Genomic DNA, 25,034 nt, shown 5'->3' with positions numbered 1-25,034 from the left:
GTGCGAGAGGTCTGCGCGCGGGTCTGGACGCTGGTGGTCGCTCCGCATCGGGTCCTGCGGAAGCGGTCACTGCGGACCGGCGCGCCTGCTGCTAATAATCAGCGACAGCGAGGACACGTTCGCAGTCTGGCACACCCTCCACGATCCGGCCTGCGCGTCTCGCGATGCGGGACGAGTCCGAACGGACGGCCGGCCACACCGGATCACGCACGTCCGGGCGCCCCGCTGCCGCAGGGCGCCCGGACGAGGTGGCGTGGGGATCAGACGATCTTGTGCAGCCAGCCGTGGGTGTCGGCGGCCTGGCCGCCCTGGATGGCCAGCAGCGCCTTGCGCAGCTCCATGGTGATCGCGCCCGGCTCGCCGGTGCCGACCGTCCAGTCGCCGCCGCGGGACTTGACCGAGCCGACCGGGGTGATGACGGCGGCGGTGCCGCAGGCGAAGACCTCGGTCAGGGAGCCGTCCGCGTTGCCCTGCTTCCACTCCTCGGTGGAGATCTTCCGCTCCTCGACGGCGTAGCCGAGGTCGGAAGCCAGGGTCAGCAGCGAGTCACGGGTGATGCCGGGCAGCAGGGCGCCGGACAGCTCCGGGGTGACGATCTTCGCGTCCTCGCCCTCGCCGAACACGAAGTACAGGTTCATGCCGCCCATCTCCTCGATCCACCGGTGCTCGGCAGCGTCGAGCCAGACGACCTGGTCGCAGCCCTTGGCGGCGGCCTCGGCCTGGGCGACCAGCGAGGCGGCGTAGTTGCCGGCGCACTTGGCGGCGCCGGTGCCGCCCGGCGCGGCCCGGACGTAGTCCTCGGAGAGCCAGACCGAGACCGGCTTGACGCCACCGGGGAAGTAGGCGCCGGCCGGCGAGGCGATGATCATGAAGAGGTAGGAGTTGGCCGGGCGGACACCCAGACCGACCTCGGTGGCGAACATGAACGGCCGCAGGTAGAGGCTCTGCTCCGGCTCGTTCGGCACCCAGGCCTGCTCCTGCTGGACCAGCAGCTCGACGGCCTCGACGAAGGTCTCGATCGGCAGCTCCGGCATCGCCAGCCGGCGGGCCGAGGCCTGGAAGCGGGCGGCGTTGGCCTCCGGACGGAAGGTGGAGATGGAACCGTCGGTCTGGCGGTAGGCCTTCAGGCCCTCGAAGATCGCCTGGCCGTAGTGCAGGGTCATGTTCGCCGGGTCGATCTCCAGCGGCGCGTACGGCGTCAGCTGGGCGTCGTGCCAGCCGCGGCCCTCGGTCCAGCGGATGGTGACCATGTGGTCGGTGAAGACGCGTCCGAAGCCGGGGTTGGTCAGCCGGGCCTCGCGCTCCGCGTCGGAGAGCGGGTGAGCGGAGGGCTTGAGGTCGAACGTGATGGGCGCCTGGGTGGGCGTGCTCATGGCTGTGTGTCCTTCACCGTGGGGTTGGTCCGGGCCGCCACCACCGACTGAACGTTACGGCGAACGAACGCCCGAACGAACGCACAACGGCACGGCCCACTGTCGATACTCGCATCCAGAGGGCCGTGCCGAACAGTTGCCTGCTTCTTGGGAAGCTGCAAGCTGCTGTTATGCGGTCCGGCCCGTCGGCCGGAATCCGCTTTTGGGGATCCGGCCCGCTAGCCGGACCCCCGCTTCTCGGATCCGGCCCGCTAGCCGGATACTCGCGCGGCGAGCGCGTCGCCGACCTGGGAGGTGCTGCGGGTGCCGGAGCGCTCGGCGAGGTCCGCGGCGACGGCGGCCTCGACCTTGGCGGCCTCGGCGGCGAAGCCCAGGTGGTCCAGCAGCATGGCGACCGACAGCACCGTGGCGGTCGGGTCGGCCTTGCCCTGGCCCGCGATGTCCGGCGCCGAGCCGTGCACCGGCTCGAACATCGACGGGAACTCGCCGCTCGGGTTGATGTTGCCGCTCGCGGCCAGGCCGATCCCACCGGTCACGGCGGCGGCCAGGTCCGTCAGGATGTCGCCGAACAGGTTGTCCGTGACGATGACGTCGAAGCGCTCCGGCTGCGTGACGAAGAAGATCGTCGCCGCGTCGACGTGCAGGTAGTCGGTGGTGACCTCCGGGAACTCCCGGCCGACCTCCGCGAAGATCCGCGTCCACAGGTGACCGGCGTGCACCAGCACGTTGTTCTTGTGGACCAGGGTCAGCTTCTTGCGCGGACGCGCCTGGGCCCGGCGGTAGGCGTCCCGCACCACGCGCTCGATGCCGTACGCGGTGTTCAGGCTGACCTCGGTGGCCACCTCCTGCGGGGTCCCGGTGCGCAGCGTGCCGCCGTTGCCGACGTACGGGCCCTCGGTGCCCTCGCGGACGACCACGAAGTCGATGTCGCGTCGTGTCGTGGACGCGCCGTCGGACTCGGTACCGGCGAGCGGGGACTTCACCCCGGGGAACAGCCGGCCCGGCCGCAGGTTGATGTGGTGGTCGAAGGCGAACCGCAGCTTGAGCAGCAGCCCCCGCTCCAGCACGCCCGACGGCACGCTCGGGTCCCCGATCGCGCCGAGCAGGATCGCGTCGTGCCCCTTGAGCTCCGCCAGCACGCCGTCCGGCAGCGTCTCCCCGGTCCGGTGGTAGCGCCGGGCCCCGAGGTCGTACTCGGTGCTCTCCAGCTTCACGTCGGCGGGAAGCACGGCCCCCAGAACCTTGAGCCCTTCGGCCACCACTTCCTGGCCGATGCCGTCACCGGGAACAACTGCGAGACGAATCGTGCGAGACATACTCGGACCCTACTCCGGTGTCCCAGAGGCTGACACCTCACGTCCACCATCCGGACGCGTCAGGTCAGGTCGATCTCGACCGGGAACGGCTGGTCGACCTTCAACTGCTTGTGGTAGATCCCGGTTGGAAAGTACCTGCTGGACGCAGGATCCAGCTCGAACGTGTAGACGACAGGGCGGCCCTCGTCGCATTCGACACGCCAGAAGTGACGAATGCCGGCGGCAGCGTACTTGCGCGGCTTGATCTCGCGGTCACGTTCGCGCGATTCCTCCGAGACGACTTCAACGGCGAGCAGCACGTGCTCAGCAGAGAACGTCGTCTGGAGATAGCCGGTATCCGATTCCTCGTGGACCACGAGAATGTCCGGCTCCGGGCGATTCCGGCGATCCAGCGTGATCGTCATCTCCGGCCACACCTCCCAGCCGACCGGAAGCGCCGTCTCCAACCCTCGCTCCAGCAGGCGCTTCGCCCTCACATGGAACTTCGTCTGCGGACTCACGAAGATCAGGCTCCCGTCGAGCAGCTCGGTGTGCGGCGGGAGATCAGGCAGCCGGTCCAGGTCCTCTGCGGTGTAGCCACCAGCAGGGGGCCGAATCCAGTCGGGGTACGGCGCGATGCTCATGGTTCCTCCCATACGGGCATCCTGGCGGCCCTCTCAGGCTACTCGGCAACGCCTCCTCGGACGCCACTCATTCGAGGGAGCGCGAGTGGCCGGGGATGCGCCGGGGGCGCGCTTACTGTGGCGAGGTTCGGGATTCCTCGTGGAACGGGGCGCGGCGTGAGGGCTGGGTGGCGGCGGGAGGCGGCGGCCTGCGGGGGTGCGGCCGGGCTGGCGATGGGCGGGTACGCGCTGGCGGCGGGGCTGCGGGGGGCGTGGCCGGCCGGGGCGGACGAGGTGGCGCTGCCGTTCCACGCCCACCTGTGGGACCTGCTGCACGGGCGCGCCGCCGGGGACCTGCTGTTCAACTGGAACAGCGGGTACGGCGTCCCGTTCCTGGCCGACTTCTTCGCCTACCTGATGAACCCGTTCTCCTGGCCGACCGTGCTCCTCCCCCGCGACCAGGGCCACCTCGCGGTCTTCCTCGTCGCCCTCGCCAGCATCGGCCTCGGCACCGCCCTCATGGCGCACCTGCTCGGCCGGCTGCACCCCGGTCCGCCGTGGCTGCGGGCCCTCGCCGCCGTCGGGTACGGGCTCTGCGCCTGGGTGCTGAGCGTGGGCGGGTCGGCGCCGATGTGGCTCTGGGGCCTGGTCTCGCTGCCGCTGCTCGGCCTGGCCGCCGACTGGTGCCTGCACGAACGCCGCTGGGTGGCCGGCACGCTCTGCGTCACCCTGGCCTGGGCCGGCAACCTGTACACCGCCGCGATGGCCACCATCACGGCCGGCCTGCTCCTCGCCGTCCGCCTGTTCGCCACCCCGCGGCCGTTCCGCCTGCGGGTCCGGGTGACCGGGCGGGCCGTCACCATGACCACCGCCGGGCTGCTGCTCGTCTCCCCCGTCCTGTTCGTCGCGGTGCGGGCCGCGCAGACCGCCCAGCCGGAGTCGCCGGTGCAGCCGCTCGGCCCGCCCGGGCTCGACGGGCACCTGGCCCAGCTGCTGCCCGGCACGCACGGCGGCCATCCGCTGCCGGACGTCGCGATCGGCCTGCTGGGGCTGCTGCTGGTGTGCGGGCTGCCGTTCAACGGGCGGGTGCGGGTGCGCGAGCGGGCGGTGTGGTGCGGCGTGCTGGCGCTGGTGGTGCTGAGCTTCGTCTGGACGCCGACGGTGCTGGTCTGGCACGGCCTGGCGATCCCGGCCGGCGGGCCGTACCGGGCGGCGTTCGCCCTGAGCGGGCTGCTGGTACTGGCCGGCTGGGTGTCGCTGGCGCACCGGCCGGACCTCGTCACCCTGCTCGGCGGGGCCGCCGTGGTCGCGGTGATCGCCGGGCTCGCGGCGGGCCGGCACTCCGTCCGGGCGTCCGCCTGGGTGCTGCTGACGGTCGGCGGGGCAGTGCTGCTGGCCGCGCTCTGGGCCCTGGACCGGTGGCACGCCGAGGGGCGCGCCGGCGCGATCGCCACCTGGGTGCTGGGCGGCGCTGTGCTCGGCAACGCCGTCTGGTCCGGGTACGCGGCGCTGACCCCCGCCCCGGACGGGACGGGCTCCAGAGCCGCCACGAGGGCCGCGCACGCGGCCGTCCGGGCGGCGACGGACTGGCCCGCCGGCCGCAGCGACCCCGGCCCGCACGCGTTCACCACGAACGACCCGCTGCTGCTCGACGGCCAGGGCGGCGGCTACTTCAGCGGCTACCTGCCGACCGTCGCCGCCCTGCTCCTGCACGACCTCGGCGCGGGCTGGACGGCCGGCGGGCGGCAGACGTACAGCGTCACCGACCCGGTCGGGCAGGCCTTGTTCGCCGTCCGCGCCCACCTCGCCGACGGGCCGCCGCCGGACGGCTTCACCCCCGGCCGGGCCGCCGCCCCGCCCCTGGTCACCGTGCTGCCGGCGGGCAGCACGCCGGACACCTCCTCGGTGTGGTCGCGGCAGGAGGCGCTGCTCGGCAGCACGGTGTACGACGTTCCGGAGCCCGTCCCGGCGGGCGGCCCGGCGCCGACCCTGCACGGCAGCAGTGGCTGGTCGCTCCCGGGCGGCGGCGAGGCGACGGCCTTCACCGCGGCGTGCACACCCGGCGGGACGGCGTTCTTCCACGGGGTCTGGTACCGGGGCACGGTGAGCGGCCTCGGCGCCACCTACGTCAGCGACGGCGAGCAGCCGACCACCGCCGTGCCGATCCACCGGCTGGGAACGGTCCCGGCCGACGGGCTGGTCCGGGTGACGCTGCGGTCCGACGCCGCGAGCCAGATCCCGGCCCGCCCGATCGGCTGCCTGCGGCCGGGAGCCCTGGAGGCCGCCGTGGCCCGCCTCACCGCGACCGGCGCCACCCGGGTCACGGCCGGCGGCCACACCCTGGCCGCCGCCCTTCCCCAGGGCTCGACGGGCACGGCGTTGCTGTCCGTCCCCGCCACCGAGGGCTGGACGTGTGCGGCCGGCGGACGCTCCACGGCCCCGACCCCGGTCCTCGGGATGATCGGCATCCCGCTGGGCACGGGCACGGACCGCATCGCCTGTTCCTTCCGCCCACCAGGCCTCACCGAGGGCCTGACCGTCGCCTCCACCACCGCCGCTGCCCTCGGTCTGGTAGCCCTCCTCGCCCGGCTCGCCCGCCGCCGGCCACCGCACGGCCCACGCCGCACCCGCCGCGAGGCCGCCCGAGCAGTGGCCGCCGGCTGACGGACCACATCCAGGCGACGCCCGAGCAGAGGAACCGACAACCCGTCAGCGCCCCGCAGAACGCGACCGAGGGGCGGCCCACCGCGCCGGCGGACCGCCCCTTCTTGGGGAAGTAACTCCCATCAGGCAAACGCTACTTGCACTCTCCGGGGTGACCCCGCATCAGCCCTGACGGCCGATCCGGCAGAGGAACGCCCCCGGCCGGCGCCCGTCAGTGGTGACCGGTCACGCCACCGTTGTCGCGGCGGTCCAGCGAGCGCTGCAGCGCGGCGGCGGCGAAGGAGTTCCGCTCGGCGGCCCGGCGGCGGCGCAGGGCGCGGACGGGGGTGGCGGCGGGGGCGGGGGTGGCGTGACGGTCGGCGGTGGTGGGCATACCGGGCTCCTTGGAAGCGGCGCGCAGAAGCACGACGTGGTGAGGGGAAATCCAGGGGTGTCGCGCAGCACACCGCGGGAAGCGTGGCGGTGGGCGACTTGGACGGCGCGCGGAGAGCAGGGATCGCCTGCCCGTGAGAGCGCACGCACACACGGGCCGCGCGCCCTGGCTACAGGGGCGGCACACCGTATGGCTCTTCCACGGTACGGCCCCGGCCCGGCCGTGTCTGCACGAATACTTGGATTTCCTACTATCTGAGACGGGAGGCACGCAGCAGGGCCCGGACCACCGTTCGAACGGTGGTCCGGGCCCTGTGAGGGAAGGACCGGGCTCAGGCGCCCAGGTCGACCGAGCGCGCGAAGCGGGCGCCGATCTCGGCGGCGATCGCCGACAGCACGTCCTGCGGGATCTGGCTGTCCACGGTGATGGAGGCGAGCGCGCCGCCGCCGTCCCGGGCGACCTGCATGCCGGCGATGTTGATGCCGGCGTCGCCGAGGTGCTTGCCGAGGACGCCGACCACGCCCGGGCGGTCCTCGTACTTGAAGAAGGCCATGTGGTCGGTGAGCGCGACGTCCACGTCGAAGGCGTCCACGCCGACGATCTTCTGGGTCTGCTTCGGGCCGGAGAGCGTGCCGGAGATGGCGATCTCCTCGCCGTTCGAGAGCGTGCCGCGGACGGTGATCACGTTGCGGTGCTCGGGGCTCTCGCTGGAGGTGGTCAGGCGCACCTCGACGCCGCGCTCCTGGGCGAACAGCGGGGCGTTGACGTAGGACACCGTCTCCGCCACCACGTCCTCGAACACGCCCTTCAGCGCGGACAGTTCGAGCACCTTGACGTCGTGCTGGGTGATCTCGCCGCGGACCTCGACGTCGAGCCGGACGGCCACCTCACCGGCCAGCGCGGTGAAGATCCGGCCGAGCTTCTCGGCGAGCGGCAGGCCCGGGCGGACGTCCTCGGCGATCACGCCGCCCTGGACGTTGACGGCGTCCGGCACCAGCTCGCCGGCCAGCGCGAGGCGCACGGACCTGGCGACCGCGATGCCGGCCTTCTCCTGAGCCTCGTCGGTGGAGGCGCCCAGGTGCGGGGTGGCGACCACGTTGTCGAAGGCGAACAGCGGGGAGTCGGTGCACGGCTCCTTGGCGTACACGTCGAGGCCGGCGCCGGCCACCCGGCCGTCGCGCAGGGCGCTGGCGAGCGCGGCCTCGTCCACGATGCCGCCGCGGGCGGCGTTGACGATGCGCACGGTCGGCTTGACCTTGTGCAGCGCCTCGTCGCCGATCAGGCCGATGGTCTCCGGGGTCTTGGGGAGGTGGACGGTGATGAAGTCCGAGACCGCCAGCAGCTCTTCCAGCGAGACCAGCTTGACGCCCATCTGCGCGGCACGGGCGGCCTGGATGTAGGGGTCGTACGCGACGATCTTCATGCCGAAGGCGGACATCCGCTGGGCGACCAGGACGCCGATCCGGCCGAGGCCGACGACGCCGAGGACCTTCTCGCTCAGCTCGACGCCGGTGTACTTGTTGCGCTTCCACTCGCCGTCCTTGAGCGCGGCGTTGGCCGGCGCGATGTTGCGGGCGACGGAGATCAGCAGGCCGCAGGCGAGTTCGGCGGCGGTGACGATGTTGGAGGTCGGCGCGTTGACGACCATGACGCCGGCCTTGGTGGCGGCCGCGACGTCCACGTTGTCGAGGCCGACGCCGGCCCGGGCGACGACCCTGAGCTTGCGGGCGGCGGCCAGCGCCTCGGCGTCGACCTTGGTGGCCGAACGGATCAGGATCGCGTCGACGTCGGCGATCGCGGTCAGCAGCTCGGTGCGGTCCGCGCCGTTGCAGTGGCGGATTTCGAAGTCGGGGCCGAGGGCGTCGACGGTGGCCGGCGACAGCTCTTCGGCGATCAGTACGACGCCGGCTTTCACAGTGGTAGCAGTGCTCACGACAGTGTGTCCTTAACTGTCCGGTTCCCCCGGCACGTGGGTGGCGTGGAAGGCACGGGGAAAGGTGGCATGCCGCGTAGGTAGACGCACGACGCTGTGGGCCTGACGCGCACTCGGAAGTGTATCGACGGGCAGGGTACGAAGGTGCTCCCGTCCGGCGAAATCACCCGGACGGGAGCAGCCTACTTGTACAACGGCCCTGTGAAATAAGGGCGGGGGCGAAGCCCCGGGACGGCTCAGGCCTTCTCGTCGACCCAGCTCATCAGCGACCGCAGCTTCTTGCCGGTGGTCTCCAGCAGGTGGTCCTCGTCGGCCTTCTTGTACTCGTTGTACTTGGGCAGACCGGCCTTGTACTCGGCGATCCAGGTGTTGGCGAAGGTGCCGTCCTGGATCTCGGCGAGGACCTTCTTCATCTCGGCCTTGGTGGCGTCGGTGATGATGCGCGGGCCGGTGACGTAGTCGCCCCACTCGGCGGTCTCGGAGACCGACCAGCGCATCTTCTCCAGGCCGCCCTCGTACATCAGGTCGACGATGAGCTTCAGCTCGTGCAGGCACTCGAAGTAGGCGATCTCCGGCTGGTAGCCGGCCTCGACCAGGGTCTCGAACCCGGCCTTCACCAGGGCGGCGGTGCCACCGCAGAGGACGGCCTGCTCGCCGAACAGGTCGGTCTCGGTCTCCTCGGTGAAGGTGGTCTTGATGACGCCGGCCTTGGTGGCGCCGAGGCCCTTGGCGTAGGACAGCGCGAGGGCGAAGGCGTTGCCCGAGGCGTCCTGCTCGACCGCGACGATCGCGGGGACGCCGCGGCCCTCCTCGTACTGGCGGCGGACCAGGTGGCCCGGGCCCTTCGGGGCGACCATGCAGACGTCGACGTCCGCCGGGGGCTTGATGAAGCCGTAGCGGATGTTCAGGCCGTGGCCGAAGAACAGGGCGTCGCCGGCCTTCAGGTGCGGGGCGATGTCGGCCTCGTAGACGTCGGCCTGGATCGGGTCCGGCACCAGGATCATGATGACGTCGGCCTCGGCCGCGGCCTCGGCCGGGGTGACGACGCGCAGGCCGGCCTCCTCCGCCTTGGCGCGGGACTTGGACTCCGGCTTCAGGCCGACCCGGACGTCGGCGCCGGAGTCGCGCAGGGACAGCGCGTGGGCGTGGCCCTGGCTGCCGTAGCCGATGACCGCGACCTTGCGGCCCTGGATGATGGACAGGTCGGCGTCGTCTTCGTAGAACAGCTCGGCCACGGGGGCACATCTCCTTGCGTGATGGTTGCCGGGTTCGCGGTACCTACCGTAGGCGCACCCGGCGGGGGTGTGGGCAGTGCTTCAGTTGGTGAGATCCGGGCGTGTCGCGCGTCTCCGCAACGGTGGACGCGCGACGGAGTGGGTCCCGGGGTCAGGCGCTGCGGTCGAGGGCGCGCAGCGAACGGTCCGTGATCGACCGGGCGCCGCGCCCGATCGCGACCAGGCCGGACTGGACGAGCTCCTTGATGCCGTACGGCTCCAGCATCCGGAGCATGGCCTCCAGCTTGTCCGAGCTGCCGGTCGCCTCGATGGTCACCGCCTCGGGCGACACGTCGACGGTCTTGGCACGGAACAGCTGGACGATCTCGACGATCTGCGACCGGGTCTCGTTGTCGGCGCGGACCTTCACCAGGACCAGTTCCCGCTGGATCGCAGCGGCCTGGTCGAGTTCGACGATCTTTATCACGTTCACGAGCTTGTTGAGCTGCTTGGTGACCTGTTCCAGCGGGAGGTCCTCGACGTTGACCACGATCGTCATCCGGGACACGTCCGGGTGCTCGGTCGGGCCGACGGCGAGGGAGTCGATGTTGAAGCCCCGACGGGAGAACAGCGCGGCGATGCGGGCGAGCACGCCGGGCTTGTTCTCGACCAGGACGGAGAGGGTGTGCTTGGACATGAAGTTCCTCAGTCGCTCTGGATGGGGGCCTAGTCGAGATCGTCGCCGAAGTCGGGGCGGACGCCCCGGGCGAACTGGATCTCGTCGTTGCTGGTGCCGGCCGCGACCATCGGCCAGACCATGGCGTCCTGGTGGACGATGAAGTCGATGACGACCGGGCGGTCGTTGATCTCCATCGCCTGCTTGATCACCGCGTCCAGGTCCTCGGGCCGCTCGCAGCGCAGGCCGACGCAGCCCATCGCCTCGGACAGCAGGACGAAGTCGGGGATCCGGGTGCCCTGGGCCGGCGGCTCGATGCCGTCGTGGTCGGGGCCGGAGTGCAGCACGGTGTTGGAGTAGCGCTGGTTGTAGAACAGCGTCTGCCACTGGCGGACCATGCCCAGCGAGCCGTTGTTGATGACCGCGACCTTGATCGGGATGCCGTTCAGGGCGCAGGTGACCAGCTCCTGGTTGGTCATCTGGAAGCAGCCGTCGCCGTCGATCGCCCAGACCGAGGCCTCCGGGCGGCCGGCCTTGGCGCCCATCGCGGCCGGGACGGCGTAGCCCATCGTGCCGGCGCCGCCGGAGTTGAGCCAGGTGCCCGGCTTCTCGAACCGGATGAACTGCGAGCTCCACATCTGGTGCTGGCCGACGCCCGCGGCGTAGATCGCGTCCGAGCCGACCAGCCGGCCGATCCGCTCGATGACCTGCTGCGGCGACAGCTCTCCGGCCGGAGCCGACTCGTAGCCCAGCGGATAGGTCCGCTTCCACTCGTCGAGCTTCTCCCACCACTCGGCGTAGTCGCCCTTGTGGCCGGCGTCGAACTCGGCCTGGACGGCGACGATCAGGTCGGCCAGCACCTCGCGGGCGTCGCCGACGATCGGCACGTCGGCCGGGCGGTTCTTGCCGATCTCGGCCGGGTCGATGTCGGCGTGGACGACCTTGGCGTACGGGGCGAAGCCGTCCAGCTTGCCGGTGACCCGGTCGTCGAAGCGGGCGCCGAGGGTGAACAGCAGGTCCGCCTTCTGCAGCGCGGTGACCGCCGGGACGGAGCCGTGCATGCCGGGCATGCCGAGGTGCTGCGGGTGGCTGTCGGGGAAGGCGCCGAGCGCCATCAGGGTGGTGACGACCGGGGCGCCGGTCAGCTCGGCCAGGATCCGCAGTTCGGCGGTGGCGTGCGCCTTGATCACGCCGCCGCCGACGTACAGCACCGGGCGCTTCGCGCCGACCAGCATCTTCGCGGCCTCGCGGATCTGCTTGGCGTGCGGCTTGGTGACCGGGCGGTAGCCGGGCAGCGAGGTCTCGACCGGCCAGCGGAAGGTGGTGGTCGCCTGCAGGGCGTCCTTGGCGATGTCGACCAGGACCGGGCCGGGGCGGCCGGTGGCGGCGATGTGGAACGCCTCGGCGATCACCCGGGGGATCTCCGCGGGGTCGGTGACCAGGTAGTTGTGCTTGGTGATCGGCATCGTGATGCCGCAGATGTCCGCCTCCTGGAAGGCGTCGGTGCCGATCGCCTTGGAGGTGACCTGGCCGGTGATGGCGACGATCGGCACGGAGTCCATGTAGGCGTCGGCGATCGGGGTCACCAGGTTGGTGGCGCCGGGGCCAGAGGTGGCCATGCAGACCCCGACCTTGCCGGTGGCCTGGGCGTACCCGGTGGCGGCGTGGCCGGCGCCCTGCTCGTGGCGGACCAGGATGTGGCGCACCTTGACCGAGTCCATCAGCGGGTCGTACGCGGGAAGGATGGCCCCGCCCGGGATGCCGAAGACGGTGTCCGCGCCTACGGCCTCCAGCGAGCGGATGAGCGACTGGGCGCCGGTCATGGTCTCGACGACGTGCTGGGTAGCGGGAGCGTGGGCGGCCGGGGTGTCCCCGCGGCGGGGGGATGCGGCGTGCTCAGTCATCTGCCTGTCTCTTCTCGGGTTTTGCCGGCCCAGTGGTGCGGGCCCCGTGCTGCGAGGGTGGGGTCCCGGTCCGGGCCGATCGCCGGCTCTGCCTCAATCGTCCCGCTTTTCCCGATTCGGTGGGGTATGCGGGTCGGCCGGGGCCAGGGGTCTTGCGGTGGTGGAACAGCGTCAGTGCAACAAAAAACCCCTCGTGCCCAGGGCATGCGAGGGGTGGCGCGTCGGTCTGTCACAAGCGGGGCCTGCAGGCCCGCTCAGCCGACGCGCCCGCCAAGTACGAGAATTCGGGTGCGCATGGCATCGACCTTCCTCCCGCGCGGGGGCACGTGTCAAGCAGGTGGGATCACCGTCTCGCCATGCGGACCGACCCCTGGACCTGGCACGGAACGGTGTTCGGGCAGGTCGGAGGCACCGTGGTGACGTACGACACGTCCTCCGGCGGCGTCCCCGCGACCACCCGGGCGAGTGTCCCCGGCCAGGTGCGCGCGGCGGGCCGAGAGCGGGCCGAGGAGTCTCGGCAGCGGGTAGCCGCGGCGCACCAGCGCGCGGCGCAGCCGGGTCTCGTCGAGCGGCGGGGCGAAGGCCGAGCCCTGGCCCTGGCGGCAGCCCAGCTCCTGGAGCGCGACGATCTGGCGGGGCAGGTCCACCCCCTCGGCTCCGGTGATCAGGCCGAGGTCGCGGCCGAGCCGCAGGGCGTGCCCGGCGAGGGTGCGGCTGAGCACCGACTCGCCGAGGTCCTGGACGAGCGCGCGGTCCAGCTTGAGCCCGTCGAACGGGAGGCGGGCGAGGGCGCCCAGCGAGCCGCTGCCGGCGCCGTAGCCGGCCAGCACGGTGGAGACCCCGAGCCGGCGCAACGCGGCCAGGCGGCGGCCGAGTTCGTCGGCCAGCGATTCCGGGCCCATCCGGGCCACTTCGATCACCAGCTCGCCGGCCGGCAGCCGGCTGTCGCGCAGGGCCGCCGCCACCGTCTCGTAGAGGCCGGGAGCGCACAGCCGTTCGGCGGAGAGCCGGACCGCGACGGGCACCGGGACGGGCGCCGAGCAGGCCGCGGCCGGCAGGCCGCGCCGGGCGGCGGCGGCCGTCACCGCCTCGTGGATCAGCCAGCGGGAGAACCGGGTGGCCGCGTCGCCGTACTCGGCCGAGCGCAGGAACTCGGCGGGGGTGAGCAGCAGGCCCTTCGCCGAGCGCCAGCGGGCCTGCGCCTCGACGCTGGTCACCGCGCCGCTGACGAGGTCCACCACGGGCTGGTGGAGCAGGGTGAAGCCGCCCTCGCGGACGGCGACCCGCAGCCGCTCCTCCAGTTCGGTGCGGCGTTCCAGGTCGGCCCGCATGGCGGGGCTGTAGAGCACCACCCGGCCCTTGCCCTCGGACTTGGCCCGGTACATCGCGAGATCGGCGTTGCGCATCAGTTCGTCGGCGGCCGCGCGCGGGTCGGCGGCCGGGCCGCGCTCGGAGGTGCCGAAGGCGATGCCGATGCTGGCGGCGACGCCGAGTTCGGCGCCGCCGATCCAGTACGGCTCGGAGACGGCGATCCGCAGCCGTTCGGCGAGTTCCTGGACCTGGAGGCGGCCGAGCGGTCCGCAGACCAGCGCGGCGAACTCGTCGCCGCCGAACCGCGCGACGGTGTCCCCGCAGCGGACGGCGCCCTGGAGCCGGCGGGCGGCCTGCACCAGCAGCTCGTCGCCGACCTGGTGGCCGGCGGTGTCGTTGACCGCCTTGAAGCCGTCCAGGTCGAGGAAGAGCACGGCGATCCCGACGCCCTGGCTCCCCCGGTCGCCCTGCTGGCCGCGCGCGCCGAGGGCGGTGCGCAGCCGCTGGGCGAACAGCGCCCGGTTGGGCAGGTCGGTGAGCGGGTCGTGGAAGGCGTTGTGCTGCAACTGGGCCTGCAGCATGACGCGTTCGGTGACGTCCCGGCTGTTGAGGATCAGGCCGTCGCGGTGCCGGCTGACGGTGGACTCGACGTGCAGCCACTCCCCGCCGCCGGAGCTGATCCGGCACTCGACCCGGGCGGACGGCTCGGCGGTGCCCGGCGAGCGGTGCGCGGTGAGCCGGACCCGGGCGAGGTAGCGGCGCACCTCGGCGAGCACCCGGTCGACGTCCTCGGGGTGGACGAGGTCCAGGAGGTTGCCGCCGACCAGCTCCTCCGGGTCCCGACCGTAGACGCCGAGCGCCGCCGGGGAGACGTACGAGAGCACCCCGCTGGCGCCGGCGATCATGATGACGTCGCTGGAGCCCTGCACCAGGGAGCGGAAGTGCGCCTCCTTGTGGGCGAGTTCCTGGGCGAGGGAGAGGTTGTCGAGCAGCATCACGCCCTGCCGCAGGATCAGCGCGAGGCCGACGGTGCAGGCCGCGGCGGCCACCACCCGGTCGAGCGGGCGCCCGCCGAGCGCGTTGTAGAGGATGCCGGCGGTGCAGACCGCGGCGGCCGCGTACGGGGTGAGCGCGCTGAAGGTGGTGGCCACCCGGCGGCGCGGCAGGCCGCCGGCCGAGGGGTGCTCGCGCAGCGGGCGGCGCCGGCGCGGCGACCACGGCGCCCACGCGAGCAACAGGCTGCCGCAGAACCAGCCGGCGTCGAGGAGTTCGCCGGAGTGGTAGCTGCTGCGCAGCTCCGGGGAGGTGAACAGGGCGTCGCAGATCACCGTGACGGCGAGCCCCATCATCGCGGTGTGCACGGCGGCCCGGTTGCACTCCCGGCCGCCGAAGCGCAGCCCGACCACCAGGCTGACCAGCAGGATATCCAGCACCGGGTAGGCCAGGTTGAGGGCCAGGCGCAGCGGTGAGCCGCCCTCTCCGGCGGCGATCCGGCCGAGCGCGAGGCTCCAGCTGAGCGTGAACAACGAGCCGGCGATCAGCCAGCCGTCCAGCAGCAGGCAGAGCCAGCCGGCGGCGGAGCGCGGGCGTTTGGCGAGCACCAGGACGCCGGTGATGGAGAGCGGGGCGAACAGCAGGAAGGCGGGTTCGGCGAGCGAGTCCTGCGGCAGCGGGGAGCGCAGGACCAGTTCATACCAGCCCCAGGTGGCGTTGCCGAAGGCGACCATGAGCGAGGAGAGACCGAACAGCAGCCAGGCCGGGCGGGCGTGCCCGCCGACCGTGCAGCCGTACACCAGGCAGGACAGCGCCGCCCCGAGGGCCGCCGCCGCGAGCCCGAAGTCGCCCATGAAGATGGAGACTTGGCGCGATCCCCAGCCCGTGGCGGCGCCCAGGGCGTAGGCGAGGCAGAGGGCGCCGAGGGCGAGGGCGGGCAGCGCGCGGCTCTCCCGGAGCCGGCGCAGCGGACCGCTCCGCACGGCGGCGGGCGTGTCGGCGGCCGACGCGTCCGGCTGTCCGGTTCCGGGCAGCACCGTATCGGTGGAGCTCACTCGGCCTCTCCCCCTCCGACCCGGGGCCTGGCGCCCCGGCCAAGGGCCACCGGCCGCGCGCCCCTTGGCCGTACGCGGTGGCCTGGCATCCCGTCAGGACGGCGGCCCAGGGGGTGGGCGGCCTTCCGGTCGCCGCACCGTACCGATGTTCCCAATCGGGACCCTACACCAAATCCGTCACTCAATGACACACACACTGAACTTAGAGTAATGGTGCGAGGGGAGAAAAATGCACCCGATCCCGGCGGATCGGCCCGGTTGGCGGCGGCGCACGGGCAGGGGCACACGCGGCGCGCACGGGAGCACGCGACGGCGCCCGGCCGCCGGGCCCCGTTCGGGCGGCCGTCACGGCAGCCTGGGCGGCGGGCGTGACGGCGGCCCTCGGCGGGCGGGGTCAGCCGAGGGCCGGGGCCAGATCGTCCGGGAACAGCCGCAGCCGGTGGGCCAGCGCCCCCGCCTCGCCGCGCCCGGTGACCGCGAGCTTGCCGAGGATGTTGGACACGTGCACGCTTGCGGTTTTCGGAGAGATGTACAGCTCCTCGGCGATCTGCCGGTTCGTCCAGCCCCGCGCGAGCAACCGGAGCACGTCCCGCTCACGGGGGGTGAGGCCGAGGGACTCCCCGGCCGTCGGGGCCGCCGCCGTCGGGGCGTCGGCCGGGCGCGGCGAAGCAGTGGTCAGCGCCAGCCCGGCCCGATCGGCCAGGCCCGCGATGTCCGCCAGCAGCGGGCGGTCCCCCCGCGCCTCGGCCAGCTCCCGTGCCTCGCGCAGCAGTTCGGCCGCCGCCTCGCGCCGCCCGGCCCGCACCTCGGCCTCGCCGGCCCGCAGCAGGGCGAGCGCCAGCGGGTACGGCAGGCCGACCGGCCGCAACAGGGCGACGGCGGCGGCCCACTGCTCGGGCGTGTCGGCGCCCTCGGCGCGGGCGAGTTCGCCCTCCAGCAGCCCGGCCCAGCCGTGGTGCAGCGGCGCCTTGGGAGTCAGCTGGGCGGCCGTCGCGGCGATCCTGGCCAGCACCTCGGCCCGTCCGGCCGCGGCCTCCGGCAGGCCGCGGATGTCCGCCTCGGCCCCGGCCGCCTCGGTCAACAGCGGGTACAGGTCGGCCTCGTCGCCGATGCGCTGCTCGTCCGCCAGGGCGGCGAGCAGTTCGGCCCGGGCCTCCAGCGGCCGCCCGCTCAGGACCGCGATCCGCACGGCCAGCCGGCTGATCGGCACGGAGTGCTGGAGCTGGCCGACCCGGTTGGCCGAGCGGGCCTGCGCCAGCAGCGCCGCCGCGGTGGCCAGGTCCCCTTGCAGCAGGGCGAGTTCGCCGCGCATCCGGTCCAGGAACTCCGCGTGGGTACCGGCCGTGCTGCTGACCTCGCAGGTGGCGAGCACCTCGGCGGCCTCCCCGACCCGCCCGAGGTCGGTCAGCGCCTCGACGAGGTTGCCGGTCAGGATGGTGCCGATGTTGCGCAGCAGGCCGTTGCCGTCCGCGTACTCCAGGCCCTCGCGGGCCAGCGCCGTCGCCTCCTCGGCCCGGCCCAGCCCGCGCTGCATGCTGGCGAGGTTGTTGAGGCCGCGCAGCAGCACGTCCGGCGTGCCGATCCGGCGGGAGGCCTCGACGGCGGCGGCCAGTTCGGCCACCCCGGCCTCGGCGTCGCCCTGGAGGTCGTAGCGCAGGCCGCCGAGCGTCATCCGGGCGTGCTGCTCGACGGAGTGCGCGCCGACCTCGTGGGCGATCCGGATCGCCCGCTCGGCGAGCTCGATGTGCTCGGCGCCGGGCTGCTTGAGCATCGCCACGCCGGCGCCGAGCGCGAACACCTCGGCCTGCACGGCGGACGGCGGCAGGTGCTCGACCAGCCGGTGCGCGTGGGCGATCTCCTCGTCGTCGCCGGAGCGGCGCAGGTGGCCGAGCATCCGGGCCCGGTTGATCCTGAACCAGGCGGCGCGCACCGGGTCGGTCGTCTCGTCGACCAGCTTCAGCCCGCGCTTGGCGAGGCTCAGCCCGCGCTCGCGGTCGCCGCAGCGCCGGGCCGCGACCACCGCCTCGGCCAGCACGTCGATCAGCTGGATCCGGCCGCAGTCCTCGCCCTGGGAGACGACGTCGCACGAGCCGGGCGGGTAGGTCTCGGCCCAGTCGTACGGGCGCAGGGTGTGCGCGAGGACGTCCTCGGAGACCATGTCCCAGAGTTCCAGGGCCCGTTCGAGCATGCGCAGCTGCTCGGCGAAGGCGTTGCGGCGGCGGGCGGCCCTGGCGGCGTCCAGCGCGGTCGGCAGGGCGCGGGCCGGATCGTGCGCGTGGTACCAGTAGTTGGCGAGCCGCGCGGGCAGGGCGTCACACGGGACGAGGTGCGGCTGCGCCTCGACGGCGAGCGCGAACTTGCGGTTGATCCGGTGCCGTTCGCCGGGCAGCAGGTCGTCGGAGACGGCCTCGCGGACGAGCGCGTGCCGGAAGCGGTACCCCTCGCCGTCGTTGTCCGGGCGCAGGATGTTGGCGCCGACGGCCGTCCGCAGCGCCTCGATCAGCTCCTCCTCGTCCGCCATGAGGTCCTCCAGGACGGCGGCGAGCAGGGCGTGTTCGACGTGCGAGCCGCCCTCGGCGGCGATCCGCACCACGCGCTGGGCGTCCTCGTCCAGGCTCTCCACCCGGACGAGCAGGATGTCGCGCAGCGAGTCGGTGAGTCCGGCCCCGCAGCCGTCCTGGAGTGCGGTGGCCAGCTCCTCGACGAAGAACGGGTTGCCCTCGGAGCGGCGGTGGATGCGGTCGACCAGCTGCCGGTCGGGGGCGGCGGTGCCGAGGATGCCGGCCAGCTGGGCGGCGACCTCGCGGCGGCCGAACCGCTCCAGCTCCAGCCGCTGGACGGTGCGCAGCCGGTCGAGCTCGGCGAGGAAGGGGCGCAGCGGATGCCGGCGGTGCAGGTCGTCGGTGCGGTAGGTGGCGACCAGCAGCACCCGGGCCCGGTGCAGGGTGCGGACCAGGTAGGCGAAGAGTTCGCGGGTGGAGCGGTCGGACCAGTGCAGGTCCTCGACGGCGAGGACGAGGGTACGGTCCGCGCCGAGCCGTTCGAACAGTCTCGCGGTGTGCTCGAACAGCCGGGCCCGGCCGTACTCGTCGTTGGGTTCGCCGTCAGCCTCGCCGAACTCGGGCAGCAGCCGGGCGAGATGGCCCTCGCTGCCGGCCGCGGCGGCCTCCAGCTCGGCGCCGAGCGCGCGGTGCAGCCGGCGCAGCGCGCCCGCCAGCGGCGCGTAGGGCAGCCCTTCGGCGCCGACCTCCAGACAGCTGCCGAGGGTGGTGACCACGCCCCCGCCGCGGGCGGCCCGCTCCAGGAACTCCTCCAGCAGCCGGGTCTTGCCGACGCCGGCCTCGCCGCCGACCAGGACGGTCTGCGGGCTGCCGGAGCCGGCCCGGCGCAGCGCGTCCGCGAGTGCGGTGATCTCGGTGCCGCGGCCGACGAAGACGGGACTCACCGATATCTGCTGCATGGAGGCGAGCATGCCATAGCCGGACCGGCCGGGCCGAGGGGATATCTCCCCCGGCGAACGCCCGGAGGGGGAGGCGCTCCCCTGTGGCGCCTCCCCCTCCGGAGTCCTTGCGGCACCCGCGTGGTGCCGGTCCGTCAGCATTCGGTCTTCCGCGCCGCGCGCCGCTGGAAGCGGGCGGCGACCGGACGCCGCTCGGCACGCCGGGCGTCCCTGGCCTCGCGCACCAGGCGCTGGTGCTCGGCGCGGGCCTGGAGTTCGTGGACCTGCTGCTGGATGAGCTCGTACTCGATCACGGTGTTTCCCCTCGTTCCGGGTCTCTCTCGTTCGCTGGGTAAAGACTCCTCTCCCAGACGGGGGTGCCACATCGGAAGCCTGACCGATCTTCGGGGCGCCGGATGCCTTAGACGGCGGCTCCGGAGACGGCAAAGGCCCGGCTCCACCCGAATATGAGGGTGGAACCGGGCCTTAGACCTTACTTAGAGAGCCTTAGATGCCTAAGACGCCTTAGGAATCCCGGGTGAACCGCCTCAGGCGGAGACGCCCAGCTTCTCCAGGATCAAATCCTTCACGCGGGCCGCGTCGGCCTGGCCGCGGGTGGCCTTCATGACCGCGCCGACCAGCGCGCCCACGGCCGCGACCTTGCCGTCGCGGATCTTGGCGGCGATCGCCTCGTTGTCGGCGATGGCCTGGTCGACGGCGGCGCCGAGCGCGGAGTCGTCCGAGACGACGGCCAGGCCGCGCTTCTCGACGACCTCGTCCGGCTCGCCCTCGCCGGCCAGCACGGCCTCGATGACCTGGCGGGCCAGCTTGTCGTTCAGCTTGCCCTCGGCGACCAGCGCGGCGACCCGGGCGACCTGCGCCGGGGTGATCGGCTGCTCGCTGAGCTCGGTGCCGGTCTCGTTGGCGCGGCGGGCCAGCTCGCCCATCCACCACTTGCGGGCCTGGTCGGCCGGGGCACCGGCGGCGATGGTCTCCTGGATCGGCTCGACCGCACCGGCGTTGAGCACGGCCTGCATGTCCTTGTCGGACAGGCCCCACTCCGCCTGCAGGCGGGCACGGCGCACGCGCGGCAGCTCGGGCAGCCCGGCGCGCAGCTCCTCGACCCACTCGCGGGAGGGGGCGATCGGCACCAGGTCCGGCTCGGGGAAGTAGCGGTAGTCCTCCGCCTCCTCCTTGATCCGGCCCGAGGTGGTGCTGCCGTTCTCCTCGTGGAAGTGGCGGGTCTCCTGGACGATGGTGCCGCCGTCGGTCAGCACGGTGGCGTGGCGCTGGATCTCGAACCGGGTGGCCCGCTCCACGCTGCGCAGCGAGTTGACGTTCTTGGTCTCCGAACGGGTGCCGAACTTCTCGGTGCCGTTGGGGCGCAGCGACACGTTGACGTCGCAGCGCATCTGGCCCTTGTCCATCCGGGCCTCGGAGACGCCCAGCGCCCGGATCAGCTCGCGCAGCTCGGTGACGTACGCCTTGGCGACCTCGGGGGCGCGCGCCCCGGCGCCGACGATCGGCTTGGTGACGATCTCGATCAGCGGGATGCCCGCGCGGTTGTAGTCGAGCAGCGAGTACTCGGCGCCGTGGATACGGCCGGTCGCGCCGCCGACGTGGGTGGACTTGCCGGTGTCCTCCTCCATGTGGGCGCGCTCGATCTCCACGCGGAAGGTCGAGCCGTCCTCCAGCTGCACGTCGAGGTAGCCGTTGAAGGCGATCGGCTCGTCGTACTGCGAGGTCTGGAAGTTCTTGGGCATGTCCGGGTAGAAGTAGTTCTTCCGCGCGAACCGGCACCACTCGGCGATCTCGCAGTTCAGCGCCAGGCCGATCTTGACGGCCGACTCCACTCCGGTCGCGTTGACCACCGGCAGCGAGCCGGGCAGGCCCAGGCAGGTCGGGCAGGTCTGGCTGTTCGGCTCGGCACCCAGCTCGGTCGAGCAACCGCAGAACATCTTGGTCTTGGTACCCAGTTCGACGTGGACCTCAAGGCCCATCACCGGGTCGTACGACGCGAGAGCGTCCTCGTAGGAGACCAGGTTCATGACGCTCACAGCGTCCCCTTCACTAAAAGACTTGGGAGGTACGGGCCCGGCCGCCGCTCGCGCGGGGCCGGGCCGGGGCGCTCAGCTCAGCCCAGCAGCACGTCGTCGGAGCCGAGCTGACGCAGCTCGCGCACCAGCAGGGCGGTGCCGGTGACCAGCGCGGCGGCGCCGACCAGGGCGTTGACCAGCTTGAGGGTGTCGCTCTCCTCGCGGGCCTTCCGGACGTCCTTGACGATGGAGATCGCGCCGAAGGCGCTGGTCCCGATGGACAGCCAGAGGCCTGGCTTGGAGTGCTTCCACCCCTTGGCCTTCTCGATCTTGCTCACAGTGCCGGTGCCTCCTCCAGCAGGGTGTGCCCCCACTTGTCGTTGAGTGCGGCCTCGACGGCGCCGCCCACGCGGTACAGGCGGTCGTCCGCCATCGCGGGTGCGATGATCTGCAGGCCGACCGGGAGATTGTCCTCCGGGGCCAGGCCGACCGGCAGCGACATGGCCGCGTTGCCCGCGAGGTTCGACGGAATCGTGCACAGGTCGGCCAGGTACATCGCCATCGGGTCGTCGGCGCGCTCGCCGATCGGGAAGGCGGTGGTCGGCGTGGTCGGCGAGACCAGGACGTCCACACCGGCGAAGGCGGCGTCGAAGTCGCGCGAGATGAGCGTGCGGACCTTCTGCGCCGAGCCGTAGTAGGCGTCGTAGTAGCCCGAGGACAGCGCGTACGTGCCGAGCATGATGCGGCGCTTCACCTCGGGGCCGAAGCCGGCCTCGCGGGTGAGGGCGGTGACCTGCTCGGCGGACGCGATGCCGTCGTCGCCGACCCGCAGGCCGTAGCGCATGGCGTCGAAGCGGGCCAGGTTGGAGGAGCACTCGCTGGGCGCGATCAGGTAGTACGCCGGCAGCGCCAGGGTGAAGGACGGGCAGGACACCTCGACGACCTCGGCGCCCAGCTCGCGCAGCAGCTCCACCGACTCGTTGAAGCGCTGCATCACACCGGCCTGGTAGCCCTCGCCGGCGAACTCCTTGACGACACCGATCCGCATGCCGCGGATGTCGCGCATCTTCGCGGCCTCGACCACGGCCGGGACGGGCGCGTCGATCGAGGTGGAGTCCAGCGGGTCGTGCCCGGCGATGGCCTCGTGCAGCAGCGCCGCGTCCAGCACGGTGCGGGCGCACGGGCCGCCCTGGTCCAGCGAGGACGAGAAGGCGACCAGGCCGAAGCGGGAGACCGCGCCGTAGGTCGGCTTGACGCCGACGGTGCCGGTGACGGCGCCGGGCTGGCGGATCGAGCCGCCGGTGTCGGTGCCGATCGCCAGCGGGGCCTCGAAGGCGGCCAGCGCGGCGGCCGAGCCGCCGCCGGAGCCGCCGGGGATGCGGGTGAGGTCCCACGGGTTGCCGGTCGGGCCGTAGGCGGAGTTCTCGGTGGAGGAGCCCATCGCGAACTCGTCCATGTTGGTCTTGCCGAGGATGACCACGCCGGCGTCCTTGAGACGCGCGGTCAGGGTGGCGTCGTACGGCGGGATCCAGCCTTCGAGGATCTTGGAGCCGCAGGTGGTCGGCACGCCCTTGGTGGTGAAGACGTCCTTCAGTGCGAGCGGGACGCCGGCCAGCGGGCCCAGTTCCTCGCCCTTGGCGCGCTTCTCGTCGACGGCCCGGGCGGCGTTCAGCGCGCCCTCCGTGTCGACGTGCAGGAAGGCGTTGACCTTCTTGTCGACGGCCTCGATGCGGTCCAGGTGCGCCTGCGCGACCTCGACGGCGGACACCTCGCCCTTGGCGATGGCGCTCGCGGTCTGCGCGGCGTCCCACTTGATGATCGGAGTGCGGGTCAGGTCGGTCATCTCGGTCAGTCCTCCCCGAGGATCTGCGGCACACGGAAACGCTGCTCCTCGGCGGCCGGCGCGCCGGAGAGCGCCTGGTCCGGGGTGAGCGACGGCCGCACCTCGTCCGCGCGCATGACGTTGGTCAGCGGCAGCGGGTGGGAGGTCGGCGGGACGTCCTGTCCGGCGACCTCGGAAACGCGGGCGACCGCGCCGATGATCACGTCGAGCTGCTCGGCGAAGTGGTCCAGCTCTTCGGCCTGCAACTCAAGACGCGACAGCCGAGCGAGGTGGGCGACCTCCTCGCGCGTGATGCCAGGCATGCAGCGATCCTCAGGGTGAGTTCTGGTGAGGCCCGGCGCTGCCTGCGGGCGGCGCCGGGCCCGGGGCAGGAGCAGCCGGCTCGGCGCTCCCGTCCTCGTGGTCTTTGGACCCCATCCTATGGGGCGCGGCCCGGCCACCGACCAACGGTTAACCGGCGTCGGCCGTCACTGTGGCCTGCTCCGGGCCCAACTCTGCGTCCCCGGCGCCTTGATCTCCATCTGCGCGGCCTGCACCGCCTGGGCCCGCTGCACCGCCCGGATGGCCGGAGGCAGCACGGGTGGGAGCGTCGACGGCAGCACCGGCGGGATCGCGGGCGGCATGACCGGCTTGATGACGGGCGGTAGCTGGGGCGCCAGCGCGGCCAGCCGCTCCACCGGCGGGGCGCCGGTGCGGTGCACCCGCAGCCAGGCGGTGGCCTGCTCGGGCGGCAGCGCGGCCGACACCAGCCAGCCCTGGACGGCGTCCACGCCCATGCAGTGCAGCCGCTCCCAGGTCTCGTCGTCCTCGACACCCTCCGCCACCACCGTCAGGCCCAGCGAGTGCGCGAGCTCCACCGAGCAGCGGACCACCGCCGCGTCGTGGTCGTCGGCGACCATCCGGGAGACGAAGGAGCGGTCGATCTTCAGCTCGCCGACCGGCAGGCTGCGCAGCCGCACCAGCGAGGAGTGGCCGGTGCCGAAGTCGTCCAGGGACATCCCGACGCCGTAGCCGCGCAGCTCGGCGAGGGTGTCGGCGGCCCGCCGGGAGTCGTCCAGCAGCAGCCGCTCGGTGATCTCCAGCTGGAGCGCGTGGGCCGGCACCTGGTGGCGCACGAGGTGCCCGGCGACCCGCTGCGCGAACCCGGGGTTGAGCACGTCGCGCGGCGAGACGTTCACCGCGACCTGTACCTGGAGGCCCTGGTCGCGCCAGTACGCGAGCTGGCCGACCGCCGCCTCCAGCACGTAGTCGGTCAGCCGCGGCATCAGGCCGCTGGACTCGGCGAGGCCGACGAACTCGTCGGGCGACACCTTTCCCTGGCCGGGCCGCTCCCAGCGCAGCAGCGCCTCCAGGCCGACCACCCGGCCGTCGAAGGCCACCTTCGGCTGGTAGTGCAGCTGCACCTCGCCGGTCTCCAGGGCCCGCCGCAGGTCGCCGAGCAGCCCTATCCGGTACGGCGTGTCGGCGTCCTGCGCCTCGTCGTACTGCTCGACACCGCTGCGCCCGCGCTGGGCGTGGCCCATCGCGACGTCGGCGCGGCGCAGCAGGGACTCGGCGTCCTGGGCGTGCTGCGGGAAGACGCACACGCCCGCGCTGGCCTCCAGCACGAGCAGCAGCCCGTCCAGCCGGATCGGGGCGGCGAGTTCGGCGATCAGCGCCTTGGCGACGCGCTCCAGGCTGTCCGGGCAGTTGATGCCGGGCAGCAGGACGGCGAACTCGTCGCCGCCCATCCGGGCCACCATCGGGCGGCCCCGGCGGTAGTGCCGGGGCAGGCCGGCGAAGACGTCGTCGATGGACTCCCGGGTGGGGCTGCCGGCCGGGCCGCCGGAGCGCAGGGCGCGGTGCAGCCGGCGGGCGATGTGCACCAGCAGCCGGTCGCCGGCGGTGTGACCGAGGGTGTCGTTGAGCGACCGGAAGCGATCGAGATCGAGCAGGATGAGACCGACGCTGTAGCCGTGCTCGTGCTCGGCGATCGCCTCCTGGGCGGCCAGCAGCAGGGCCTGACGGTTGGGCAGGTCTGTCAGCGGGTCGGTCAGCTGGTCGCGGGCGCGGTCGCGGGCGATCCGCCACGCCGCGACCAGGACGGCCAGCGGCACAGCGAACAGCGGCAGCAGCTCGGGTTCGTAGCGGTAGACCAGGACGGCGAGCGGGATGAGGGGCGCGGCTCCGGCCAGCAGCACGCCGAGCAGCAGGACCGCACCCGCCATCCCCTGCGGCGGGCGTGTGGGCGCGCCGCCGGTCGTACGATCCATAAGCCCTGTCCTCCGTCGGGCCCGCCCCGTCAGGCCGCCTTACGGTGAGG

16 protein-coding genes and 1 pseudogene are annotated in these 25,034 nt (G+C 72.8%); 1 reads left to right on the top strand and 16 read right to left on the bottom strand.

Annotated elements, in window-relative coordinates:
- Window positions 1–260: 260 nt before the first annotated feature.
- From F7Q99_RS18100 to F7Q99_RS18090, 3 genes are all read right to left on the bottom strand, one after another.
- The gene (locus tag F7Q99_RS18100; RefSeq protein WP_153462778.1) at window positions 261–1,373 is read right to left on the bottom strand and encodes a branched-chain amino acid aminotransferase; all 1,113 of its coding nucleotides are present in this window, start codon (window positions 1,371–1,373) and stop codon (window positions 261–263) included.
- 251 nt (window positions 1,374–1,624) lie between these two features.
- On the bottom strand, window positions 1,625–2,689 hold the full coding sequence (locus F7Q99_RS18095) for a 3-isopropylmalate dehydrogenase (RefSeq protein WP_153462776.1): 1,065 nt from the start codon (window positions 2,687–2,689) through the stop codon (window positions 1,625–1,627).
- 59 nt (window positions 2,690–2,748) lie between these two features.
- On the bottom strand, window positions 2,749–3,312 hold the full coding sequence (locus tag F7Q99_RS18090; RefSeq protein ID WP_153462774.1) for a Uma2 family endonuclease: 564 nt from the start codon (window positions 3,310–3,312) through the stop codon (window positions 2,749–2,751).
- 156 nt (window positions 3,313–3,468) lie between these two features.
- Here F7Q99_RS18090 and F7Q99_RS18085 point away from each other — a divergent pair, with 156 nt between their 5' ends.
- Window positions 3,469–5,955 carry a YfhO family protein gene (locus tag F7Q99_RS18085; RefSeq protein ID WP_153462772.1) on the top strand — a complete coding sequence of 829 codons (2,487 nt, stop codon included), beginning with the start codon at window positions 3,469–3,471 and terminating at the stop codon, window positions 5,953–5,955.
- Window positions 5,956–6,166: 211 nt separating this feature from the next.
- Here the strand turns inward: F7Q99_RS18085 and F7Q99_RS18080 are convergent, their stop codons facing one another.
- The 13 genes and pseudogenes from F7Q99_RS18080 to F7Q99_RS18020 all read right to left on the bottom strand — a co-directional run.
- Entirely contained in the window at window positions 6,167–6,328 is a 162-nt protein-coding gene (locus F7Q99_RS18080) for a hypothetical protein (RefSeq protein ID WP_153462770.1), read from the bottom strand.
- 331 nt (window positions 6,329–6,659) lie between these two features.
- Window positions 6,660–8,243, bottom strand: a complete 1,584-nt coding sequence (serA, locus tag F7Q99_RS18075; RefSeq protein ID WP_326847224.1) for a phosphoglycerate dehydrogenase — start codon at window positions 8,241–8,243, stop codon at window positions 6,660–6,662.
- A 254-nt stretch (window positions 8,244–8,497) separates the two neighbouring features.
- On the bottom strand, window positions 8,498–9,496 hold the full coding sequence (gene ilvC / locus F7Q99_RS18070) for a ketol-acid reductoisomerase (RefSeq protein WP_326846813.1): 999 nt from the start codon (window positions 9,494–9,496) through the stop codon (window positions 8,498–8,500).
- A 151-nt stretch (window positions 9,497–9,647) separates the two neighbouring features.
- Window positions 9,648–10,172: an acetolactate synthase small subunit gene (gene ilvN / locus F7Q99_RS18065; protein WP_097236150.1), complete on the bottom strand. Its 525-nt coding sequence runs from the start codon at window positions 10,170–10,172 to the stop codon at window positions 9,648–9,650.
- A 29-nt stretch (window positions 10,173–10,201) separates the two neighbouring features.
- Window positions 10,202–12,055, bottom strand: a complete 1,854-nt coding sequence (locus tag F7Q99_RS18060) for an acetolactate synthase large subunit (RefSeq protein WP_153462767.1) — start codon at window positions 12,053–12,055, stop codon at window positions 10,202–10,204.
- 329 nt (window positions 12,056–12,384) lie between these two features.
- The gene (locus F7Q99_RS18055) at window positions 12,385–15,414 is read right to left on the bottom strand and encodes a putative bifunctional diguanylate cyclase/phosphodiesterase (protein ID WP_407697798.1); all 3,030 of its coding nucleotides are present in this window, start codon (window positions 15,412–15,414) and stop codon (window positions 12,385–12,387) included.
- A 394-nt stretch (window positions 15,415–15,808) separates the two neighbouring features.
- A complete protein-coding gene (locus tag F7Q99_RS18050; protein ID WP_230210255.1) occupies window positions 15,809–18,874 on the bottom strand; it encodes a helix-turn-helix transcriptional regulator in 3,066 nt (1,021 codons plus the stop codon).
- Between the two features lie 134 nt (window positions 18,875–19,008).
- Window positions 19,009–19,167, bottom strand: a complete 159-nt coding sequence (locus F7Q99_RS18045; RefSeq protein ID WP_153462763.1) for a hypothetical protein — start codon at window positions 19,165–19,167, stop codon at window positions 19,009–19,011.
- A gap of 234 nt (window positions 19,168–19,401) precedes the next feature.
- Window positions 19,402–20,901 carry an Asp-tRNA(Asn)/Glu-tRNA(Gln) amidotransferase subunit GatB gene (gene gatB, locus F7Q99_RS18040; RefSeq protein WP_153466335.1) on the bottom strand — a complete coding sequence of 500 codons (1,500 nt, stop codon included), beginning with the start codon at window positions 20,899–20,901 and terminating at the stop codon, window positions 19,402–19,404.
- 86 nt (window positions 20,902–20,987) lie between these two features.
- Window positions 20,988–21,227 (bottom strand): hypothetical protein, encoded by a 240-nt coding sequence (locus F7Q99_RS18035; RefSeq protein WP_326846812.1) that lies wholly within the window; start codon window positions 21,225–21,227, stop codon window positions 20,988–20,990.
- The gene (gene gatA, locus F7Q99_RS18030) at window positions 21,224–22,732 is read right to left on the bottom strand and encodes an Asp-tRNA(Asn)/Glu-tRNA(Gln) amidotransferase subunit GatA (protein ID WP_153462761.1); all 1,509 of its coding nucleotides are present in this window, start codon (window positions 22,730–22,732) and stop codon (window positions 21,224–21,226) included. Before gatA ends, F7Q99_RS18035 begins: the two co-directional genes overlap by 4 nt.
- A gap of 5 nt (window positions 22,733–22,737) precedes the next feature.
- A complete protein-coding gene (gene gatC, locus F7Q99_RS18025) occupies window positions 22,738–23,034 on the bottom strand; it encodes an Asp-tRNA(Asn)/Glu-tRNA(Gln) amidotransferase subunit GatC (RefSeq protein ID WP_045302923.1) in 297 nt (98 codons plus the stop codon).
- Between the two features lie 165 nt (window positions 23,035–23,199).
- Window positions 23,200–24,921 (bottom strand): annotated as a pseudogene (locus F7Q99_RS18020) (putative bifunctional diguanylate cyclase/phosphodiesterase); the annotation flags it as partial.
- Window positions 24,922–25,034 lie beyond the last annotated feature (113 nt).

It is taken from the genome of Streptomyces kaniharaensis, from assembly GCF_009569385.1.
Lineage (GTDB): Bacteria > Actinomycetota > Actinomycetes > Streptomycetales > Streptomycetaceae > Kitasatospora > Kitasatospora kaniharaensis.
This window is presented reverse-complemented; position numbering and strand designations above follow the sequence as displayed.